Origin of the sequence: Kribbella pratensis, from assembly GCF_004366075.1 — a bacterium.
GTDB classification, from domain to species: domain Bacteria; phylum Actinomycetota; class Actinomycetes; order Propionibacteriales; family Kribbellaceae; genus Kribbella; species Kribbella pratensis.
Map to the genome: position 1 here is coordinate 883,678 of NZ_SODU01000002.1, position 16,982 is coordinate 900,659.

19 protein-coding genes are annotated in these 16,982 nt (G+C 68.4%); 15 read left to right on the forward strand and 4 right to left on the reverse strand.

Annotated features, from left to right (window positions below; all coding sequences use genetic code 11):
• Nucleotides 1–66 precede the first annotated feature (66 nt).
• The 6 genes from EV137_RS19400 to EV137_RS19425 all read left to right on the forward strand — a co-directional run bounded on the left by EV137_RS19400 (nucleotide 67) and on the right by EV137_RS19425 (nucleotide 4,027).
• Entirely contained in the window at nucleotides 67–960 is an 894-nt protein-coding gene (locus EV137_RS19400; protein WP_134002313.1) for an N-acyl homoserine lactonase family protein, read from the forward strand.
• The gene (locus tag EV137_RS19405) at nucleotides 957–1,403 is read left to right on the forward strand and encodes an SRPBCC family protein (RefSeq protein ID WP_134130251.1); all 447 of its coding nucleotides are present in this window, start codon (nucleotides 957–959) and stop codon (nucleotides 1,401–1,403) included. Before EV137_RS19400 ends, EV137_RS19405 begins: the two co-directional genes overlap by 4 nt.
• A 113-nt stretch (nucleotides 1,404–1,516) precedes the next feature.
• Nucleotides 1,517–2,143, forward strand: coding sequence for a YbaB/EbfC family nucleoid-associated protein (locus tag EV137_RS41475; protein ID WP_238175421.1), 627 nt, complete (start codon nucleotides 1,517–1,519; stop codon nucleotides 2,141–2,143).
• Nucleotide 2,144: 1 nt separating this feature from the next.
• Nucleotides 2,145–2,744 carry a recombination mediator RecR gene (gene recR, locus EV137_RS19415; protein WP_130386913.1) on the forward strand — a complete coding sequence of 200 codons (600 nt, stop codon included), beginning with the start codon at nucleotides 2,145–2,147 and terminating at the stop codon, nucleotides 2,742–2,744.
• Nucleotides 2,737–3,381, forward strand: a complete 645-nt coding sequence (locus EV137_RS19420) for a DUF5063 domain-containing protein (protein WP_133786583.1) — start codon at nucleotides 2,737–2,739, stop codon at nucleotides 3,379–3,381. The genes recR and EV137_RS19420 overlap by 8 nt, the downstream gene beginning before the upstream one ends.
• Nucleotides 3,382–3,385: 4 nt before the next feature.
• Nucleotides 3,386–4,027: a hypothetical protein gene (locus EV137_RS19425; RefSeq protein ID WP_134130252.1), complete on the forward strand. Its 642-nt coding sequence runs from the start codon at nucleotides 3,386–3,388 to the stop codon at nucleotides 4,025–4,027.
• On the opposite strand, the gene dinB is transcribed toward EV137_RS19425, so the two are convergent.
• Nucleotides 4,024–5,226 (reverse strand): DNA polymerase IV, encoded by a 1,203-nt coding sequence (gene dinB / locus EV137_RS19430; RefSeq protein WP_134130253.1) that lies wholly within the window; start codon nucleotides 5,224–5,226, stop codon nucleotides 4,024–4,026. The two genes, EV137_RS19425 and dinB, sit on opposite strands and share 4 nt — an antisense overlap.
• 81 nt (nucleotides 5,227–5,307) lie before the next feature.
• Between dinB and EV137_RS19435 the strand changes: the two genes are divergently transcribed.
• Nucleotides 5,308–6,519 carry an MFS transporter gene (locus EV137_RS19435; RefSeq protein ID WP_238175422.1) on the forward strand — a complete coding sequence of 404 codons (1,212 nt, stop codon included), beginning with the start codon at nucleotides 5,308–5,310 and terminating at the stop codon, nucleotides 6,517–6,519.
• Here the strand turns inward: EV137_RS19435 and EV137_RS19440 are convergent.
• Both EV137_RS19440 and EV137_RS19445 read right to left on the reverse strand, forming a co-directional pair.
• Nucleotides 6,402–6,989 (reverse strand): dihydrofolate reductase family protein, encoded by a 588-nt coding sequence (locus EV137_RS19440; RefSeq protein WP_134002323.1) that lies wholly within the window; start codon nucleotides 6,987–6,989, stop codon nucleotides 6,402–6,404. The two genes, EV137_RS19435 and EV137_RS19440, sit on opposite strands and share 118 nt — an antisense overlap.
• Nucleotides 6,990–7,020: 31 nt before the next feature.
• Nucleotides 7,021–7,341: an ArsR/SmtB family transcription factor gene (locus EV137_RS19445; protein ID WP_134002325.1), complete on the reverse strand. Its 321-nt coding sequence runs from the start codon at nucleotides 7,339–7,341 to the stop codon at nucleotides 7,021–7,023.
• Between the two features lie 161 nt (nucleotides 7,342–7,502).
• On the opposite strand from EV137_RS19445, the gene EV137_RS19450 reads away from it, so the two are divergent.
• Nucleotides 7,503–8,771, forward strand: a complete 1,269-nt coding sequence (locus tag EV137_RS19450) for an aspartate kinase (RefSeq protein ID WP_131292797.1) — start codon at nucleotides 7,503–7,505, stop codon at nucleotides 8,769–8,771.
• The gene (locus EV137_RS19455) at nucleotides 8,768–9,874 is read left to right on the forward strand and encodes an aspartate-semialdehyde dehydrogenase (RefSeq protein WP_202871046.1); all 1,107 of its coding nucleotides are present in this window, start codon (nucleotides 8,768–8,770) and stop codon (nucleotides 9,872–9,874) included. The genes EV137_RS19450 and EV137_RS19455 overlap by 4 nt, the downstream gene beginning before the upstream one ends.
• A 106-nt stretch (nucleotides 9,875–9,980) precedes the next feature.
• Here EV137_RS19455 and EV137_RS19460 read toward each other — a convergent pair whose 3' ends face one another.
• Complete coding sequence (locus EV137_RS19460; RefSeq protein ID WP_130386921.1) at nucleotides 9,981–10,970, reverse strand: helix-turn-helix domain-containing protein; 990 nt, start codon at nucleotides 10,968–10,970, stop codon at nucleotides 9,981–9,983.
• Nucleotides 10,971–11,550: 580 nt separating this feature from the next.
• Here EV137_RS19460 and EV137_RS19465 point away from each other — a divergent pair.
• The 6 genes from EV137_RS19465 to EV137_RS19490 all read left to right on the forward strand — a co-directional run bounded on the left by EV137_RS19465 (nucleotide 11,551) and on the right by EV137_RS19490 (nucleotide 16,970).
• Nucleotides 11,551–11,814, forward strand: coding sequence for a hypothetical protein (locus tag EV137_RS19465; protein ID WP_134130255.1), 264 nt, complete (start codon nucleotides 11,551–11,553; stop codon nucleotides 11,812–11,814).
• A 351-nt stretch (nucleotides 11,815–12,165) separates the two neighbouring features.
• Entirely contained in the window at nucleotides 12,166–13,032 is an 867-nt protein-coding gene (locus EV137_RS19470) for an ABC transporter permease (protein WP_133786576.1), read from the forward strand.
• 16 nt (nucleotides 13,033–13,048) lie between these two features.
• Complete coding sequence (locus EV137_RS19475) at nucleotides 13,049–13,837, forward strand: ABC transporter ATP-binding protein (protein WP_134002327.1); 789 nt, start codon at nucleotides 13,049–13,051, stop codon at nucleotides 13,835–13,837.
• A gap of 3 nt (nucleotides 13,838–13,840) precedes the next feature.
• Complete coding sequence (locus EV137_RS19480) at nucleotides 13,841–14,935, forward strand: glycosyltransferase (RefSeq protein ID WP_134002329.1); 1,095 nt, start codon at nucleotides 13,841–13,843, stop codon at nucleotides 14,933–14,935.
• The gene (locus EV137_RS19485; protein WP_238175423.1) at nucleotides 14,932–16,254 is read left to right on the forward strand and encodes a glycosyltransferase; all 1,323 of its coding nucleotides are present in this window, start codon (nucleotides 14,932–14,934) and stop codon (nucleotides 16,252–16,254) included. The genes EV137_RS19480 and EV137_RS19485 overlap by 4 nt, the downstream gene beginning before the upstream one ends.
• The gene (locus tag EV137_RS19490) at nucleotides 16,251–16,970 is read left to right on the forward strand and encodes a hypothetical protein (RefSeq protein WP_134002331.1); all 720 of its coding nucleotides are present in this window, start codon (nucleotides 16,251–16,253) and stop codon (nucleotides 16,968–16,970) included. The genes EV137_RS19485 and EV137_RS19490 overlap by 4 nt, the downstream gene beginning before the upstream one ends.
• Nucleotides 16,971–16,982: the final 12 nt, after the last annotated feature.

Sequence of the window (16,982 nt, forward strand, 5' to 3'; positions counted from 1 at the left end):
CGCGGGCCGAAGACTGATGCTCTCGGACCCGAATCGGTCGGGCCGATCGCCAGTCGAGGAGGCCAGATGTCCAGCGAAGCGAACACGTCGCAAGCGCTCCGCGGAAATGCAGACCCGATCAAGGCGGTGTCGGTCATCAGCACCGGCAGTGTCGAGATCCACCCCGAGCACGCACTCGGTACGAAGAAGCCGCTGTACTGGTGGTTGCTCACCTCGCGCCGGTGGTTGCCGCCTCGGCCGATCAACGTCTACGTCATCGAACACGCGAAGGGTCTGCTGCTGTTCGACACCGGCCAGGATCGGGCCTCGGTGACCGACGACTCGTACTTCCCCGGCGGGTTCCCGGGCATCGTCTACGAGCGGCTGGCCAAGTTCCACATCGGCGCGGACGAGACGCTCGACACTCAGTTGGCCACCCTCGGGTACGCCGCTTCGGATGTCAGCACTGCGGTGATCTCACACCTGCACCAGGACCATATCGGGGGGATCCCTCGACTCGGCGGTGCCGAACTGCTGATCACTCCGGCGGAATGGGCCCAGCTGACCGGCTTCTCTCCTGAGTCACGCGGATTCCTCCGCGCGCACATCGACGTACCGGGCGCCAAGTGGAAGCACGTCAGCTTCGAACCGGTCACCGACACGGCGCTGGCGCCGTTCACCGAGTCGCTCGACCTGATGGATGACGGCTCGCTGGTCCTGCTCCCGACGCCGGGGCACACGCCGGGCTCGGTCTCACTTCTCGTACGGCGGCGCGCACAGCCGCCGCTGTTGCTCGTCGGAGATCTCACGTACGAGGCCTCGCTGCTCGAACGACGGCAACTACCTGGTGTCGGGAACCGTGATCAGCTCGCGAGGACCACCGAGAACGTCCTGGCCCTCGCCGGACGACTGCCCGGCTTGGTCATCCTTCCGGCGCATGACCCGACGGCGGCGGACCGGCTGCTCGGGGCCTCGCGATGAGCGCGGCGCGGCAGCTGCGATTCACCAACACGATCACGATCGACCGGCCACCGGCCGAGGTGTTCGAGTACTTGGCTCATCTCGAGAACGTGCCGCGGTGGAACTATGCGATCGGTGAGACCCGGAAGATCACCAATGGACCGGTCGGCGTCGGGGCGCGTTACCTGCAGACCCGGACGATCCCGGTCCACGCCGAGGAAACCCTGGAAATCACCGAGTTCGAGCCTGACCGGGGACTCAGCCTCAGCGGAACGCTGAGCTCGATGCCTGCGCGCATCAGTTACACGCTCCATCCGGACGGGAATGCGACCACCCTGACCAACACCATCGAGCTGCAGCCGCCGCGCCACCTGGCGCTGGTGGCGCCGATCGCGGTCCGTCGGATCAAGTCCGCGGTCGCGGCCAACCTCGCAGTACTCCAGGAGATCCTCGAACGCGCCTGAGCGGACCGTGGACGAAGCTGTCCACAGGGGTGTGGAAAAACTGGGGAGACTGGTCGGTTTCTGGGGGTGGGTGGGGTTGTCCGCCGGACCGGCTAGTGTTGAGGCTCCGGTTGTTGAGCGGTTCGGACGAGGAGATCGCAGTGTTCGACGGTGGCGGTGCTGGGGGCTTCGATATGTCCAACCTGCTCGCGCAGGCACAGGCGATGCAGAACCAGTTGATGGAAGCGCAGGCCGACCTGGAGGGTCAGGAGATCGAAGGATCCGCCGGCGGCGGTCTGGTGACCGCCCTGGTGTCCGGCACTGGCGAGCTTCTCAGCCTGGACATCAAGAAAGAGGCCGTCGACCCGGACGACACCGAGACGCTGGCCGACCTGATCGTCGCCGCGGTCCGGGACGCCTCGGAGAACGCGAAGCAGGCCGCGGCCGCCGCGATGGGTCCGCTGGCCGGTGGGCTGGGCGGCGCGTTCGGCGGTGAGGGCGGCTTCCCCGGCTTCGGCGGCGCGCCCGGCGGCGGTTCGTCCGCCCCAGCCGGCTTCGGCCTGCCCGGTGCACGGCCCGCGGTCGAGTCGGGCGACGACGCCGACGGGAACGACGCCCCCCAGACCAACCGGCCGAGCGGCCCCGCCAACCCGGGCTCGGCCAACGAAGGTCAGGCACGCCCAGGCGCGGACGACCGCGGTGGAGTCGGGTTCGTGAACCCGGGCAGCTCGGCCGGCGAGCCCGGTCAGAACCCGGGCTGACGTGTACGAGGGGGCCGTTCAGGATCTCATCGACGAGCTGGGGAGGTTGCCTGGTGTGGGTCCGAAGTCCGCGCAGCGGATCGCGTTCCATCTGCTGGCGGCCGACGAGACCGACGTACGGCGGCTCGCGCATGTGCTCGTGCAGGTGAAGGAGAGGGTCAAGTTCTGCGAGATCTGCGGCAACGTCTCCGAGGAGACGCAGTGTCGGATCTGCCGGGACCCGCGACGCGACCTGAGCCTGATCTGTGTGGTCGAGGAGGCCAAGGACGTGGTCGCCATCGAGCGCACCCGCGAGTTCCGCGGCCGGTACCACGTGCTCGGCGGGGCGATCTCGCCGATCGAGGGCATCGGGCCGGACGAGTTGCGGATCAAGGAGCTCATGCAGCGGCTGGCGAGCGGTGAGGTGACCGAGATCATCCTGGCCACCGATCCGAACCTCGAAGGTGAGGCGACCGCAACGTACTTGAGCCGTCTGCTGCGGCCCATGGGGTTGCGCGTCACCCGATTGGCTAGTGGACTTCCAGTAGGCGGTGACCTCGAGTACGCCGACGAGGTGACCCTCGGACGGGCGTTTGAAGGGCGACGATCGATCGATGACTGAACCAACAGATATTGCAGAGCGGGCACTGAGCACGGACTCCGAGGATCTCGAGGAGTTCGCGGAGCAGATCGCGGACCAGGTCCGGAGCTTCCTGATCTCGGTCCGCGACATCGCCGCGCAGCCGGACGAGGACGGGGTCGACGAGGGCCTCGCCTCGCTGCCGTACCTGCTGCTCGAGGTGAGCCAGTTGCTGCTCGCCGGCGGCCGGCTCGGCGCGTTCGAGGACTTCGTGCCGGAGGAGCGCTTCGAGAGCGACGCCGGCCCGGACCCGGACCTGGATGCGATGCGGGACCGGCTCGCGGCGCTGTTCGAGGGCCTGGACGAGTATGCGGAGGTCTTCGATCCGTATGCCGCTCCGCCGGAGATCACCGTCAACCGGCTCTCCGACGACCTGACCGCGATCGCGACCGACCTGGTGCACGGCCTCGCGCACTACGAGGACGGCCGGGTCGTCGAGGCGCTGTGGTGGTGGCAGTTCTCGTACGTGTCCACGTGGGGTGCCGCTGCGAGCGCCGTACTGCGGGCCATCCAGTCGCTGATCGCGCACGACCGGCTGGAGCCGGCGCACGACGCGGAGACCGAGGCGACCGACCGTGAGCTCGTCGAGGTCGCCGAAGAGGTCGTGCAGCGCCGCTGACGCGATGTCTGTTCTCGAACTCGTACGGCGGTTGCCCGAGCCGGCCGTCGTACGGCGGGTGAGCCGGGCGCTCGCCGTACTCGATCTGGTGCTGAACGACGATGCATCGACCAGGTACTACGAGTTCGACGCGCGCTGGTCCGGGACCGAGGAAGCTGCCCTGATGCGGGACGGGTCGGGGAACGAGTACTCGATCGTGTTCTCGCCGGACGGGACGTTCGCGTACGGGTTCGATCACGAGTCGCCGATGTCGCCGTACGTCAACGGGATGAAGGCCTGGCCCGGGCTGCTGGACGGCGTACCTGAGGTGTTCCACGAGCAGCGGGACGACAAGGCGTTCTGGGACGAAGCGCCGCGGGCGACGGTGTGCTTCTGGCGTACGACGGACGACACCGCCTGGCGCTGCGGTCCGGTGGAAGGCAACGACGGGGCGGACTGGCTGTTCGAACTGGTGGCCGACGGTCGTCCGGAGGCGTACCTGACCTTCGCCGAGGACTACTACGAACAAGCGCTGGACCTCGAGGCCGTCCGGCACGTCTATGCGCTGATGCCGCTGACGGAGTACGTCGTCACGTCGCTCAACCGCCAGCGCCGCTTGGCCGATCTCAAAGACGCCATCGCCGAGATCGGCTACCCGCGTAGTTAGTCCGGCAGCATCGGCATCTCCAGGCCCTGGGACTTGCCGAGGAGGATGCCTCGGGTGATCGCATTGGTGCCGAACTTGTCCTTGACCTGGTCGAGCGCGGAGTCGAGCTCGTTGTTGGCGGCCTTGTCGAAGGGGAGCGCCAGCTGGAGCGCGGCCTCGTTCTCCAGGTTGCCGACGGAGATGCCGATCATGGTGAGGCCCTGGGCGGTGATCAGCGGATGGGCCGCGCGGAGCAGCGCGCGGGCGGTGACCAGGATCGCGCGCGTCTGATCTGTTGCCTGCGGCAACGTGTGGGACCGGGTGGCCCGGGTGAAGTCGTCGAAGCGCAGCCGCAGCGTCACCGTCCGCCCCGAGCGACCCGCGGAGCGCATCCGCCGACTGACGCGATCGACGAGACCTGCGAGTACGGCGTCCAGCGTGGCCGGCGACTTCGGTGAACGGCCCAGTGCCCGTTGCGATCCGATCGACCGGCGCCGTCGCCCCACCTCGATCGGACGCGGGTCCCGGTTGTGCGCGAGGGCGTGCAGATGCCGCCCGGAGGCTCGGCCGAGCATCGCGACCAGCGCCGCCTCGGGCAGCATCGCGACATCGCCCACCTTGGTCAGCCCGCGACTTCGCAGTTTCTCCGCCGTCACTTCGCCGACGCCCCACAGCCGCGAAACATCCAACGGGTGCAGGAACTCCAACTCGCGGTCCGGCGCGACCTCGAGCAGGCCGTCCGGCTTCGCGACGCCGCTCGCCACCTTCGCCAGGAACTTCGTCCGCGCAATCCCGACCGTGATCGGCAGCCCGACCCGCGACAGCACCTCCGCCCGGAGACGTCGCGCGATCTCCAGCGGCGTACCGCGGATCTTCCGCAGACCGCCCACATCCAGGAACGCCTCGTCGATCGAGAGCCCCTCGACCAGTGGAGTGGTGTCCTCGAAGACCTTGAACACCGCCTTGCTGGCCTCGGAGTATGCCGACATCCGCGGCTCGACCACGATCGCGCCCGGGCACCGGCGCAACGCCTGCCCGCCGTTCATCGCCGTCCGCACCCCGAACGCCTTGGCCTCGTAGCTGCACGCGAGCACGACACCGGCGCCCACGATCACCGGCCGGCCGCGCAGGCGTGGGTCATCGCGCTGCTCGACCGATGCGTAGAAGGCGTCGAGGTCGGCATGCAGGATGGTGGCTGCCTGCAATTCGGGCACGAACATATGTTCGCATAGACCGCCGACAAGTGAGATAGGGAGAATTCCCGACGCGGCGGACATCGATGTCAGGAAAGAATGAGCCTTATGGACCTGACGGCGTACCGCGATCTCTGGAAGACCGAAGGCGTGATGGCGCTGCTCGCCTCGGCCTTGATCGCGCGGTTGCCGGTGCTGGCGACGATGGTGCCGCTGGCGTTCCTGGCCAAGGACGCGGCCGGCAACTTCGGCTGGGCCGGTGTGGTCGCAGGCGCCTATTCGGTCGGTACGGCGGTTGCGAGCGTCGTCTGGTCCCGGATGGCGGACCGTAAGGGTGCCCGCAAGGTCGTGATCGGCACCGGGATGGCCTGGGGTGTCTGGATGGCAGTGCTCGCCCTGCTGCCGTACAGCTGGTACCGGCTGTTCCCGATCGCGGCTGCGCTGGCCGGTGTGTTCGTCGCGCCCGTCACGTCCGCACTGCGCGCCAACTGGCCGCGGATCGTGCACGGCTCCCGCCTCCGTGCGGTCTACTCACTGGACGCCACGGCACAGGAGCTGCTGTTCGTCTTCGGTCCGATGCTCGGCGCGGTCATGGTCAGTTTCGCGAGTCCGCGGGCCGGTCTGCTGGCCTGTGCGGTCACGGCGGCGGCAGCGATCTGGTGGTTCGGTCTGAACCAGCAGCCCGGCGTACCGCACAACGAGGGCGCCGGTCCGCGTCCCACTGCCCGGCAGCTGGTGTTCCATCCGCACCGTACGCCGATCCTGTTCGCCTGGGCGTGCCTCGTGATGGGGTTCGCGTCGATGTCACTCGGCATGGTCGCCGTCGCGGACGAGCACGGGAACCGGCTGATCGCGGGCATCCTCGAGACGGTCGCCGCGGTCGGCAGCGTGACCGGCGGTGTGATCAACGGCGCCCTGCCCGGCGGACGTACGTCGGCCGTGTGGCGGCGGATGCTGCTGTTCGCCGGACTGGTCGCCGCCTGCATCTTCGTGACGTCGTCCGTGGTCGCGCTGGCGATCGGGATGTTCGCCGCCGGCTGCATGATCGCTCCGACCGTCGCGGCGCTCTACGAACGCGTCGGCGCGCTCACCCCGGCGTCCGCTCACACCGAGATCTTCGGGTGGACGCAGAGCGGCGGAATGGTTGGTTCGGCCATCGGCTCCGCCGTCGCCGGCGCGGTGGTCGAGGCGTTCGGCGTCCGCTACGCGTGGGTCCTGACGGCGGGCCTCACTGTACTCGCGACCCTGTCCCTGCTCCGCGTTCCGCCCCACCGGCCGGTCGACACCAGTGCCGTCGACGGCGCCGCGGTCGCGGCGTAGCGCACGCGGTAGTCCGCCTCCAGTACGCCGCCGTCGCGGGCGCACATCGAGATCAGTTGCAGGTGCCGCCGGTCCAGAAGCATGCCGCGACCCGCGGCGACCGGGTGGATGAGCAGGGAGATCTCGTCGAGCAGGCGCCACCGCAGCAGCGCCCGGACCAGCGTCAGGCTGCCGATCACGCGCAGGTCGTCACCGGGCACGGCCTTGAGGGCGGACAGCACCCGGCGGGTATCGCCCTGCAGTATCTCGGTGCCCGGCCGCGCGACCACGGGACGGGATCCGACCACGAGGTTCCGGGTGTGCTCGAGTCCTTCGAGCGAACCGGCGTACCGCTCGAACGTGCGCCGGCCCCACAGCACGGTCCCGCTCTCGGGCAGCAGTTGCTCGATCGCCGGCCGTGCAAGCCATTGCTCCGGCCGCTCGACGATGCCGTCCTCGGACATGCACAACCTGGCCACGATGTTCCGCATACCAACTGAGATGCAGGTAATGCCCCGAAGGTTATGTCCGGCGGCCGCGGTGCAGTTCGGTCTCCAGGGCGTCGAGCCGGTTCGTCCAGAACTTGCGGTACCGGTCCAGCCAGCTGTCGATCTCCCGCAGCGGCTCGGGGTCGACGGCGTACAGCCGCCGGGTGCCGTCGACGGTCACGGTTGCGAACCCGTTGTCGCGCAGCACCCGCAGGTGCTGGGACACGGCCGGCTGGCTGATGCCGAACTCCGCGCCGATCGTGCCGGCGATACTGCCGGCCGGCAGCTCGCCGTCGGCGAGCAGCTCCAGGATCCGGCGCCGGACCGGGTCGCCGAGAATGTCGAACGCGTGCACCGGTACAGTATTTCAGTGATGACTTATATGGACAAGTGCGGCTGACCGGTTGCTGGTCAGCCGGTAGGCAACGGTCAGGTCACGGCTAGAATGACCGATGAGACTACGCCTGGTGCAACGCCGCACGGCGTACCGCAACCAGTGGTTTGAGGAGAAACACTGTGGGACGCGTCGTACACAAGTACGGCGGTTCTTCGGTCGCCGACGCCGATTGCATCAAGCGCGTGGCCCAACGGATCGTCGCGACAAAGAAGGCCGGGAACGACGTCGTGGTGGTCATCTCCGCCATGGGCGACACCACCGACGAACTGATGGACCTGGCCCAGCAGGTCTCTCCGCTGCCCCCGCCGCGCGAGCTGGACATGCTGCTCACCTCCGGTGAGCGGATCTCCGCCGCGCTGCTGGCGATGGCGATCGCCAACCTGGGGTACGAGGCCCGGAGCTTCACCGGCTCGCAGGCCGGCGTGATCACGACCGCCGCGCACGGCAACGCGCGCATCATCGACATCACACCGGGCCGGATCGAGGACGCGCTGGGCGAGGGCCACATCGCGATCGTGGCCGGTTTCCAGGGCGTCGCCCAGGACACCAAGGACATCACCACCATGGGCCGCGGCGCCTCCGACACCACCGCGGTCGCGCTCGCCGCCGCGCTGGAGGCCGACTACTGCGAGATCTACACCGACGTGGACGGCATCTTCACCGCGGACCCGCGGATCGTGCCGGCCGCCCAGCAGATCCCGAAGATCTCCTACGAGGAGATGCTCGAGATGGCTGCCTGCGGCGCCAAGGTGCTGCACCTGCGCTGCGTCGAGTACGCGCGGCGTTACAACGTCCCCGTCCACGTGCGTTCCTCCTTCTCGCAGAAGGAAGGCACCTGGGTCGTCGATGCGAAGGAACTGGATCAGATGGAACAGGCGATCATCTCCGGCGTCGTGCAGGACCGCGGCGAAGCCAAGATCACCGTGGTCGGCGTGCCCGACAAGCCGGGTGAGGCGGCCCGGATCTTCGAGACGGTCGCCGGTGCCGACACCAACATCGACATGATCGTGCAGAACGTGTCGGCGGTCGCCACGAACCGCACCGACATCTCGTTCACGCTGCCCCGCGCCGACGGCGCCCGGGCGATGTCCGCGCTGGCGCGGATGAAGGACGAGGTCGGCTACGAGCAGTTGCTGTACGACGACCAGATCGGAAAGGTCTCCGTCGTCGGAGTCGGAATGCGCTCGCACCCGGGCGTTTCCGCGAAGTTCTTCTCCGCGCTCGCCGACGCCGGCGTGAACATCGAGATGATCTCCACCTCGGAGATCCGGATCTCGGTGGTCGTGGACGAGAACCTGGTGGACGCCGCCGTGACCGCGGCGCACACCGCATTCGACCTGGACGACGAGCACACCCAGGCTGTCGTGTACGGAGGAACGGGACGGTGACCCCTGTGAGCGCTGTGGAGAACACGATCGAGGACCGGGCGGGTCTGCCCTCCCTGGCGGTGGTCGGTGCGACCGGCGCCGTCGGGTCGGTGATGCTGACCTTGCTCTCGACCAGGCAGAACGTCTGGGGAGAGATCCGGCTGATCGCCTCCGAGCGCTCCGCGGGCAAGCGGCTCAAGGTCCGCGGCGAGGAGGTCGAGGTGGTCGCGATCAGCGACGCCGCCTTCGACGGCATCGACGTGGCGATGTTCGACGTACCGGACGAGGTGTCGGCGCACTGGGCGCCGATCGCGGCCGCCAAGGGCGCCGTCGTGGTGGACAACTCCGGCGCGTTCCGGATGGACCCGGACGTGCCGCTGGTGGTCCCGGAGGTGAACGCCGAGGCGGCCCGGAACCGGCCGAAGGGCATCATCTCCAACCCGAACTGCACGACGCTGTCGATGATCGTCGCGATGGGCGCGCTGCATCACCGCTACGAGCTCGAGCAGCTGGTGGTGGCGTCGTACCAGGCCGCGTCGGGTGCCGGGCAGTCCGGGATCGACACGCTGTACGACCAGTTGACCAAGGTGGCCGGGAACCGCGAGCTGGGCAGCACGCCTGGTGATGTACGGCGGTTGGTCGGCAACGATCTCGGGCCGTTCCCGGCCCCGTTGGCGCTGAACGTCGTACCGTGGGCCGGCTCGCTCAAGGACGACGGCTGGTCGTCGGAGGAGCTGAAGGTCCGCAACGAGTCCCGCAAGATCCTCGGGCTGCCGGACCTCAAGGTGTCCGCGACCTGTGTGCGGGTCCCGGTCGTCACCACGCACTCGCTGTCGGTGCACGCCCGGTTCGTCCAGGAGGTCGACGCCGACGGCGCTCGTGAGGTACTGCGGGATGCTCCCGGCGTGCTGCTCTTCGACAACCCGGCCGAGGGGGAGTTCCCGACGCCGGCTGACGTGGTCGGCACCGACCCGACGTGGGTGGGGCGGATCCGGAAGTCGCTCGACGATCCGAACGCGCTGGAGCTGTTCGTCTGCGGCGACAACCTCCGCAAGGGCGCCGCGCTGAACACCGCCCAGATCGCCGAGGTCGTCGCCAAGGAGTTCACCCCCGCCAAGGCCTGAACACAAGCCCGATGCCCTACACGGGGGTGGGGTGAGAGGGCCAAGGCCTGAACACGAGCCAAATGCCCTACGCGGGGTGCGAGGGCCGTGGCGGGGGCTGCGTGCGCTACAGCCAGTTTTCTCGGGCTGCGTGGAGGGCTAGTTGGAAGCGGGTGCTGGCGCCTGTGCGGTTCATCAGGCGTTCCAGGTAGCGGAAGAAGGTCCGGCGGCTGATGCCGAGCGTGCGGGCAATGGTGTCGTCCGCGGCGCCGGTCGCCAGCAGGGCCAGCAGGCGGCGCTCGATCGGCTCCAGGCGGTCGTCCTCGGCACCCACCGACGCGTGCAGCGGCAGCGCGTTGCGCCAGCACAGCTCGAACATCCCGATCAGCGCGGACAGCAGGCTGCTCGGCCGGATGATCAGCAGCGACCGGTTCACGTCGGTGTCGCGCGCGGACATCGACACGAACGCGATCGCGCCGTCGATGATCGTCAGCTTCGCCGGTACGTCGGGTAACACCCGCGCCTGCTCACCGGCCTCCACACAGGGGAGGATGTTCTCGGTCAGGTACCCGGGCACCTCGACCGACTCCGGCGAGTACACGACCCGGTAGGAGACGCCGCGGCGGAGCTGGTCGATCTCCTCCTGGTTCGGTCCGCCGATGTAGTACGGCGGGGAGTCGATGGCCAGGATCTCGCGCTGTACGCCGCTCTTGATCTGGTGGATCCGCTCGACGATCGCGCTCCCGGTGACGACCTCGATCAGGTGCGTGGTCGACTCGTTGTGCACGGTCCGGCGGAACTCGTCGTACGCGTTCAGGACCTCGATCCGGGCCTGCTTGAGCTCGGACTCGCGGCGCAGCGTCATCGCCTCCAGGCCCGCGTCCGGCGGCACCGGCAGGTAGCGCGAGTGGTCCGACCCGGATCGCCGCGCCAAGCCGGCCTGCACCAGGCCCCCCAGGGTGGCGTCGATCGAGCGCTCCCGGTCGGGGACCGCCTCGCCCAGTTCGGTGATCGACGACGGACCGGTCCGCAGCAGGTGCTGGTAGACCTTGATCTCGTCGTCGTTGAGCCCGAGCACCTTCAAATGGCCGACACGCTCCGTGTCCGTTGTGCTCACAACGCTCCCCTCCCTCCCGACCGCTGTCACCGTCCGCTACCGCCCCTCCAGCCTAGGCGGGGCAATCCAGAGCCGTCGGCACTGAACGTGTCGACCCAAATGCACGCAGCGAGATTTGTTGTCCTGTCAGCATTATTGTGCCGTGTCACCATCTGGCCACCATTTCCGCGCAGTCGTGAGCGAGAATTGAGGTCCAGCAGCCCGGCGACGGACCACCTGAGCGCCGCCGGGCTGCTGTTCCAATTCTGGCCTGAGTTGGCTGTCTCGTCAGCGGAGCCTGTTTCGGTTGGGTCTCGATCCCGGCGCATCGGTGCCCTCGCACTTCCGTGCCATCACTGGCTGTGCCGGAGGGTGTACAAAATGTGGCATCTCCAATCGTGAGGCCGATGAGGAGGAGTGCCCGATGCGACCGGTTCCGCCCTGTGCCGCCGACCGTACCGGTGCCGCCGTCCCCAGCGTCCGCGGGTCCTCGCAGGGTTCCCGGCGGGCGTTGTCCTCCTGCGGTCTCCGGTCCGTCCCCACACCTGCTGCGCGCACCTGCCGGCGTCCGCAGCCGCTCTGGGGACGGATTGAGGGTGCGATGACCGCCGCCCTGGTCATCGTGCTGCCCGATCCGGCGCGGCTGTCCGCCACCGCCCAGTGCGGACGTGCTCCCGGATCGACGGTGGAACCCCAGGGGGTGCTGAAGGGTGCTCCGTGGATGGTGAGGCTGTCCATGGGGAGCGCGGATGTGATGTTGCGTGTCACGTCCGCCGCCCGGCACGCCCCGGCCAGGACGCACTTCCTGGGGTCCCGCCCACACCACCCGTGCCCGCTGACCTCTCTGGTCACGCGGCCGGTGTGACACGTCACGTCAACTTCGCACGGCGCAGTAGCGTCGTACATCGTGAATTGACCGCGATTTGACTTGGCTGGAAGGCGTTTTGGTCGTCCCAGGCTGTCAAATGTATATTCCGGATAACGATCGGCGAAGGACGACGCAGGTGTTGTGGATGCAGCGGGGTACGACGTTTGGTAGCCGTCCGTACGTCGTTGCTCACTAAGGAGGACCGCTGTGTCGTCGGCGTCCGTGCCGATCCGCTACTCTGCTTCCCGGTCTGCGTGGCACGTCGCCGTACCCCGGGCGGCTACCGCCGAAACCCAGGTGATCGGCCATCGTGGATCCAACTTTCCGGCAGAGAGAGGCATCGCCTGAATGAACGCGACTAGCGTCGACGAGGAGTTCAACCCGTCGGTGCACGTGTACGAACCACACAAGGTCGGTCTGCCGGCACTGCGCCCGTACTTCAAGGCGCTGTGGCAGCGGCGGGAGTTCGCAGCGGAGATGTCCCGGACCAACATCCGGGCCGCGAACACGAACACCTTCTTCGGCCAGGTGTGGCTGGTGCTGAACCCACTGCTGCTGGCAGCGGTCTACTACCTACTGGTCGACATCATCGCCGGTGGGAGTTCCAAGATCGACGCCGGCGAGCGGTTCGCGCACATGTGCGGCGGCCTCTTCGCCTTTTACTACTTCTCCGGTGCCATGACAGCGGGCGCGGCCAGCGTCGTCGGCGGCGGCAAGCTGCTGATGAACCAGTCGTTCCCGCGGATGTTGCTGCCGCTGTCGGCGGTGCGGACCGCGTTCTTCCGCTTCCTGCCGACCTTGGTCGTCTATCTGGTCATCCACCTGGCGATGCGGCAGCCCCTGCACTGGGCGATGCTGCTGGCCCCGGCGTTCCTGATCATGCTGACGGTGTTCGCCGCCGGCATGGGCATGATCTTCGCCGCCCTGCAGGTGTACTTCCGCGACACGACCAGCTTCCTGCCGTACTTCGTGCGGATCTGGCTGTACCTGTCGCCGGTGCTGTGGTTCGCCGAGCAGGCTCCGGCCAAGTTCAAGGGCTTCATCCAGTACAACCCGCTCTACCCGCTGATCGGCGGCTGGGCGGACCTGCTGGTGCGTGGCGACATCCCGAAGTGGCAGATGTGGGCCGGCGGTGGGTTCTGGGCGGTGGTCGCCTTCGTGATCGGCTCGCTGTTCTTCATGTCGAGGGAGCGTGAGTTCGTTGTCCGTCTCTGACACTGAGAAGAAGCCGATGCAGAAGAGCCCTTCGGACATTCCGGCCGTCAAGGTGCAGGACGTGTCCATCACCTACCGGACCACGTTCGAGCGGGTGCCGACCTTCAAGAGCGCCCTGGTGCGTTTCGGTCGCGGCGAGCGGGCGGTCCGCGAGGTCAAGGCCGTCCAGAACGTCTCGTTCGACGTCAACCACGGGACCACGATCGGCATCATCGGCGCGAACGGCGCCGGCAAGTCGACGCTGATGCGCGCGGTCGCCGGCATCCTGCCGCCGACCACGGGCCGGATCGAGGTGCACGGCCGGGTCTCCACCCTGCTGTCGCTGGGCGTCGGCTTCAACGCCGCCCTGTCCGGCAAGGAGAACGTGGTCCTCGGTGGACTCGCGGCGGGTCTGAGCCGCAAGGAGATCGAGGCCCGGTACGAGGAGATCGCGGAGTTCGCCGAGCTCGGTGACTTCATGGAGATGCCGATGCGGACGTACTCCTCCGGTATGTTCAGCCGGCTGGCGTTCTCCGTCGCGGTGCACATGGACCCGGACATCCTGCTGATCGACGAGGCACTGTCCGCCGGTGACGCGTCGTTCAAGACCAAGGCCGCGGCCAAGATGTCGGAGCTGGTCACCAACAGCCGAACGATGTTCCTGGTCAGCCACGCGATGAGCAGCGTCCGCGAGCTGTGCAACGACTGCATCTGGTTGCACAAGGGCAAGCTGATGATGCGCGGCGAGCCGAACGAGGTCATCCAGGCCTACACGAAGTTCCTGCAGGTCGGCGAAGCAGAAGCTGTCTCACTCGAGGACCTCTGACCAATGTCACGCAGCACCGCGCCGGACGTGGGGATCATCACGACCGGCCACGACGTCGCCGATGCGCGCCTGCACAAGATCACCGCTGCCCTGCAGCATCGTGATCTGTCGGTCGAGCTGTGGGGCCTCGGCGACGCCGACGGTGGGCCGGCGGGTGCGGTGGTGCACGCCGGTCCGCGCGGCAACCTGGTGCAGCGGCTGGCTCGCACCGCCGTGCTGCCGTGGCGGACCAACGCCAAGGTGGTCATGACGGTCGACCCGGACATGATCCCGGTCACGCGGCTCGTCACCACGCTGCGGCGACGCAAGTTCGTGGTCGATGTGCACGAGGACTACGAGCGGCTGCTCGCCGATCGCGCGTGGGCGCAGGGTCCGGCGGGTCTGCCGGCCCGGCTGATCGTGCGCGCCGGGTCGAAGCTGGCCGCGGGCGCCGACCTCACCGTGGTCGCCGACTCGCACCTCGCACCGCACCAGGCGAAGCACCGCATCGTGGTGCAGAACCTTCCCAACCGCGGCTTCCTGGCCCCGTCTCCGCCGACCGGCGCACCGCGTGCCGTGTACGTCGGGGACCTGCGCAGGAGCCGTGGCCTGTTCGACATGGTCGAGACCGTCGCCGCGGCGCCGGACTGGTCTCTCGACCTGATCGGCCCGGTCGCACCGTCGGACCGGGACGAGCTGGAGGCCCGGGTCGCCCGGCCCGACCTGAGCGGTCGGGTCCGGCTGCACGGGCGCCAGCCACCGGCGGACGCGTGGCAGCTCACCAAGGGAGCTTGGGCGAGCCTGGCCATGCTGCAGCCGACCCCGGCGTTCGTGGAAGCGATGCCGTCCAAGATCTACGAGTACCTCGCCAGCGGTCTTCCCGTGCTCTCCACTCGCCTGCCCCGGCAGACGAAGGTGATCGAGGAGTCCGGTGGCGGAGTCCTGGTGGACTCGGTGGCGGAGGCGTCCGAGATCCTGCGGCGCTGGTCCGCGGACCCCGGTGAGCTGGAGAAGCTGCGCGACCACGCGCTGCAGTGGGCGGCGGACCATCTGCCCGCGAACACGCCGTACGACGATCTGGCCGACGCGATTCTCAATCTTTTAAGAGGAACTGCATGACCGACCGCCCACACCTGTTGTACGTCGCCTGGGGCTTCCCGCCCTGCCGTGGCGGCGGTGTCTACCGGGCCCTGGCCACGGCCAACCGGTTCGCCGCCCTCGGCTGGAAGGTGACCGTGCTGACGGCCGACCGCGACACGTTCTTCCGGTTCACCGGCGCGGACCTGACCCTCGAGGAGCGGGTCGACCCGTCCGTCGATGTCGTCCGGGTTCCGTTCGAGTGGCCGATTCTCGAAGCCGACCTGCGCCGCTGGTCCAAGCGCCGGGCGTCGAACCCGAAGCTCTGGGCCAAGTGGCGCACGAAGCAGGACCAGATCCCGTTCCCGGAGAGCGGCTACGGGCCGTGGCGTTCGGTGATCGAGAAGGCCGCCGAGCGCATCCACCAGGCGAACAAGGTCGACCTGACGGTCGCCACCGCCAACCCGCACGTCGCGTTCACCGCGGCGTACCACCTGCACAAGAAGTTCCAGGTGCCGTACGTCATGGACTACCGCGACGCGTGGCTGCTGGACGTGTTCACCGGTGACCGGCTGCACGAGCCGAACAGCCGCGCCGCCAAGTGGGAGAAGAAGCTCGTCGAGTCCGCTCGCGAGGTCTGGTTCGTGAACGACCCGATCAAGGACTGGCACGAGAAGCTCTACCCGGCCCAGGCGAGCAAGATGCACACCGTCGCCAACGGCTTCGACCCCGACCTGGTGCCGGACACGCAGGACCGGGGCGCGGTCACCGACCGGCCGCTGGTCTTCGGGTACGTCGGGACGGTATCGCCGAAGGTGCCGCTCGCGGACTTCGTCAAGGGCTGGCAGCTCGCCAAGGAGCAGTCCGAGGAGCTCGCCGGCGCGAAGGCGAAGATCTACGGCTACCTCGGGTACTACGCGCAGCCGCGGGCGGACATGCTCGCGACGATCAACGCCGCCACCGAGGACGGGGTCAGCTACGAGGGCCCGGTCGGCAAGGCGGAGATCGCCAAGGCGTACGACGAGTTCGACGCGCAGCTGCTGATGCTGGGCAAGGGCCGGTACGTGACGAGCGGCAAGGTGTTCGAGTACCTCGCCACCGGGTTGCCGATCGTGTCGGTGCACGACCCGGAGAACGCGGCGTCCGACGTACTGCGTGGGCATCCGTTGTGGTTCCCGGTCGCGGACGTGACGCCGGAGGCGATCGCGGCCGCGCTGATCGAGGCGGCGCACGCGGCCCGCACCGCGGACGAGGGGATCCGGGCGAAGGCGCGCGAGTTCGGTGCGTCGTACCGGCGGGACCTGCAGCTGGATCCGCGGATCGAGTCGCTGGCCGCGAGCGTGAAGGGGATCGCGGCATGAGCAACGTCGTACTGCTGTCGACGCGCAAGCTGCCGCCGACGTACTTCGACCAGGTCCGTGAGGATCTCGGCGACCAGAACATCACCATCGACGTCGTCGGTTGGGTGGCGCCGTCCGCCTGGGTGGCCGACAAGGTCAACAGCTTCACGCTGATCGGCCCGGGCCGTATGCCGGCCGCGCCGGTCGTGGAGCCCGAGCCGGACCCGGCCACGGAGCCGACGGACGAGGCACCGGACGCGGTCATCGCGCCGGAGGCCGTCGCCGATCCGGAAACTGTCGTCGAGGACGAGGCGAAGGTCGCCCCGGCGGCGGCGCAGGTTGCGGCCGCTGCCTCCACTCCGCCTCCTCCGCCTGCCGCTGCGAAGCCGCGTCCGACGGGGGCCAAGCGGGTCGTGAAGGCGGTCGAGTGGCGCGCCCGGAAGGCGAAGAAGGTGGCCGGCCGGATGTTGCCTAAGGCAATCAAGACGTCGGCGCCGGTGAAGTTCCTGCGCGGCCAGCGGGCGACCAGCGATCTCGGCAAGACGTACTGGGAGCGGGTGCTCAGCCGTCGCGACGTACTGGAGACCATCGACCAGGCCGACGTCGTGATCGCGCTCGACGCCGGCGCCATCTGGGCCGGCTGGAACCTCGGTCAGCGGAAGGCCAGCACCCCGGTCGTGCTCGGTCTGCCGGCGGCCCGCCGGGAACTCGACATGATGAAGGCCCCTTCTACGTAATGGGTGACACAG

Bases quoted from the DNA above. Each gene is read 5' to 3' on its own strand.
- EV137_RS19400 (WP_134002313.1), top strand. From the start codon at position 67: ATGTCCAGCGAAGCGAACACGTCGCAAGCGCTCCGCGGAAATGCAGAC.
- EV137_RS19405 (WP_134130251.1), top strand. From the start codon at position 957: ATGAGCGCGGCGCGGCAGCTGCGATTCACCAACACGATCACGATCGAC.
- EV137_RS19420 (WP_133786583.1), top strand. From the start codon at position 2,737: ATGACTGAACCAACAGATATTGCAGAGCGGGCACTGAGCACGGACTCC.
- EV137_RS19425 (WP_134130252.1), top strand. From the start codon at position 3,386: ATGTCTGTTCTCGAACTCGTACGGCGGTTGCCCGAGCCGGCCGTCGTA.
- dinB (WP_134130253.1), bottom strand. From the start codon at position 5,226: ATGTTCGTGCCCGAATTGCAGGCAGCCACCATCCTGCATGCCGACCTC.
- EV137_RS19435 (WP_238175422.1), top strand. From the start codon at position 5,308: ATGGACCTGACGGCGTACCGCGATCTCTGGAAGACCGAAGGCGTGATG.
- EV137_RS19440 (WP_134002323.1), bottom strand. From the start codon at position 6,989: ATGCGGAACATCGTGGCCAGGTTGTGCATGTCCGAGGACGGCATCGTC.
- EV137_RS19465 (WP_134130255.1), top strand. From the start codon at position 11,551: ATGACCGCCGCCCTGGTCATCGTGCTGCCCGATCCGGCGCGGCTGTCC.
- EV137_RS19470 (WP_133786576.1), top strand. From the start codon at position 12,166: ATGAACGCGACTAGCGTCGACGAGGAGTTCAACCCGTCGGTGCACGTG.
- EV137_RS19475 (WP_134002327.1), top strand. From the start codon at position 13,049: ATGCAGAAGAGCCCTTCGGACATTCCGGCCGTCAAGGTGCAGGACGTG.
- EV137_RS19480 (WP_134002329.1), top strand. From the start codon at position 13,841: ATGTCACGCAGCACCGCGCCGGACGTGGGGATCATCACGACCGGCCAC.
- EV137_RS19485 (WP_238175423.1), top strand. From the start codon at position 14,932: ATGACCGACCGCCCACACCTGTTGTACGTCGCCTGGGGCTTCCCGCCC.
- EV137_RS19490 (WP_134002331.1), top strand. From the start codon at position 16,251: ATGAGCAACGTCGTACTGCTGTCGACGCGCAAGCTGCCGCCGACGTAC.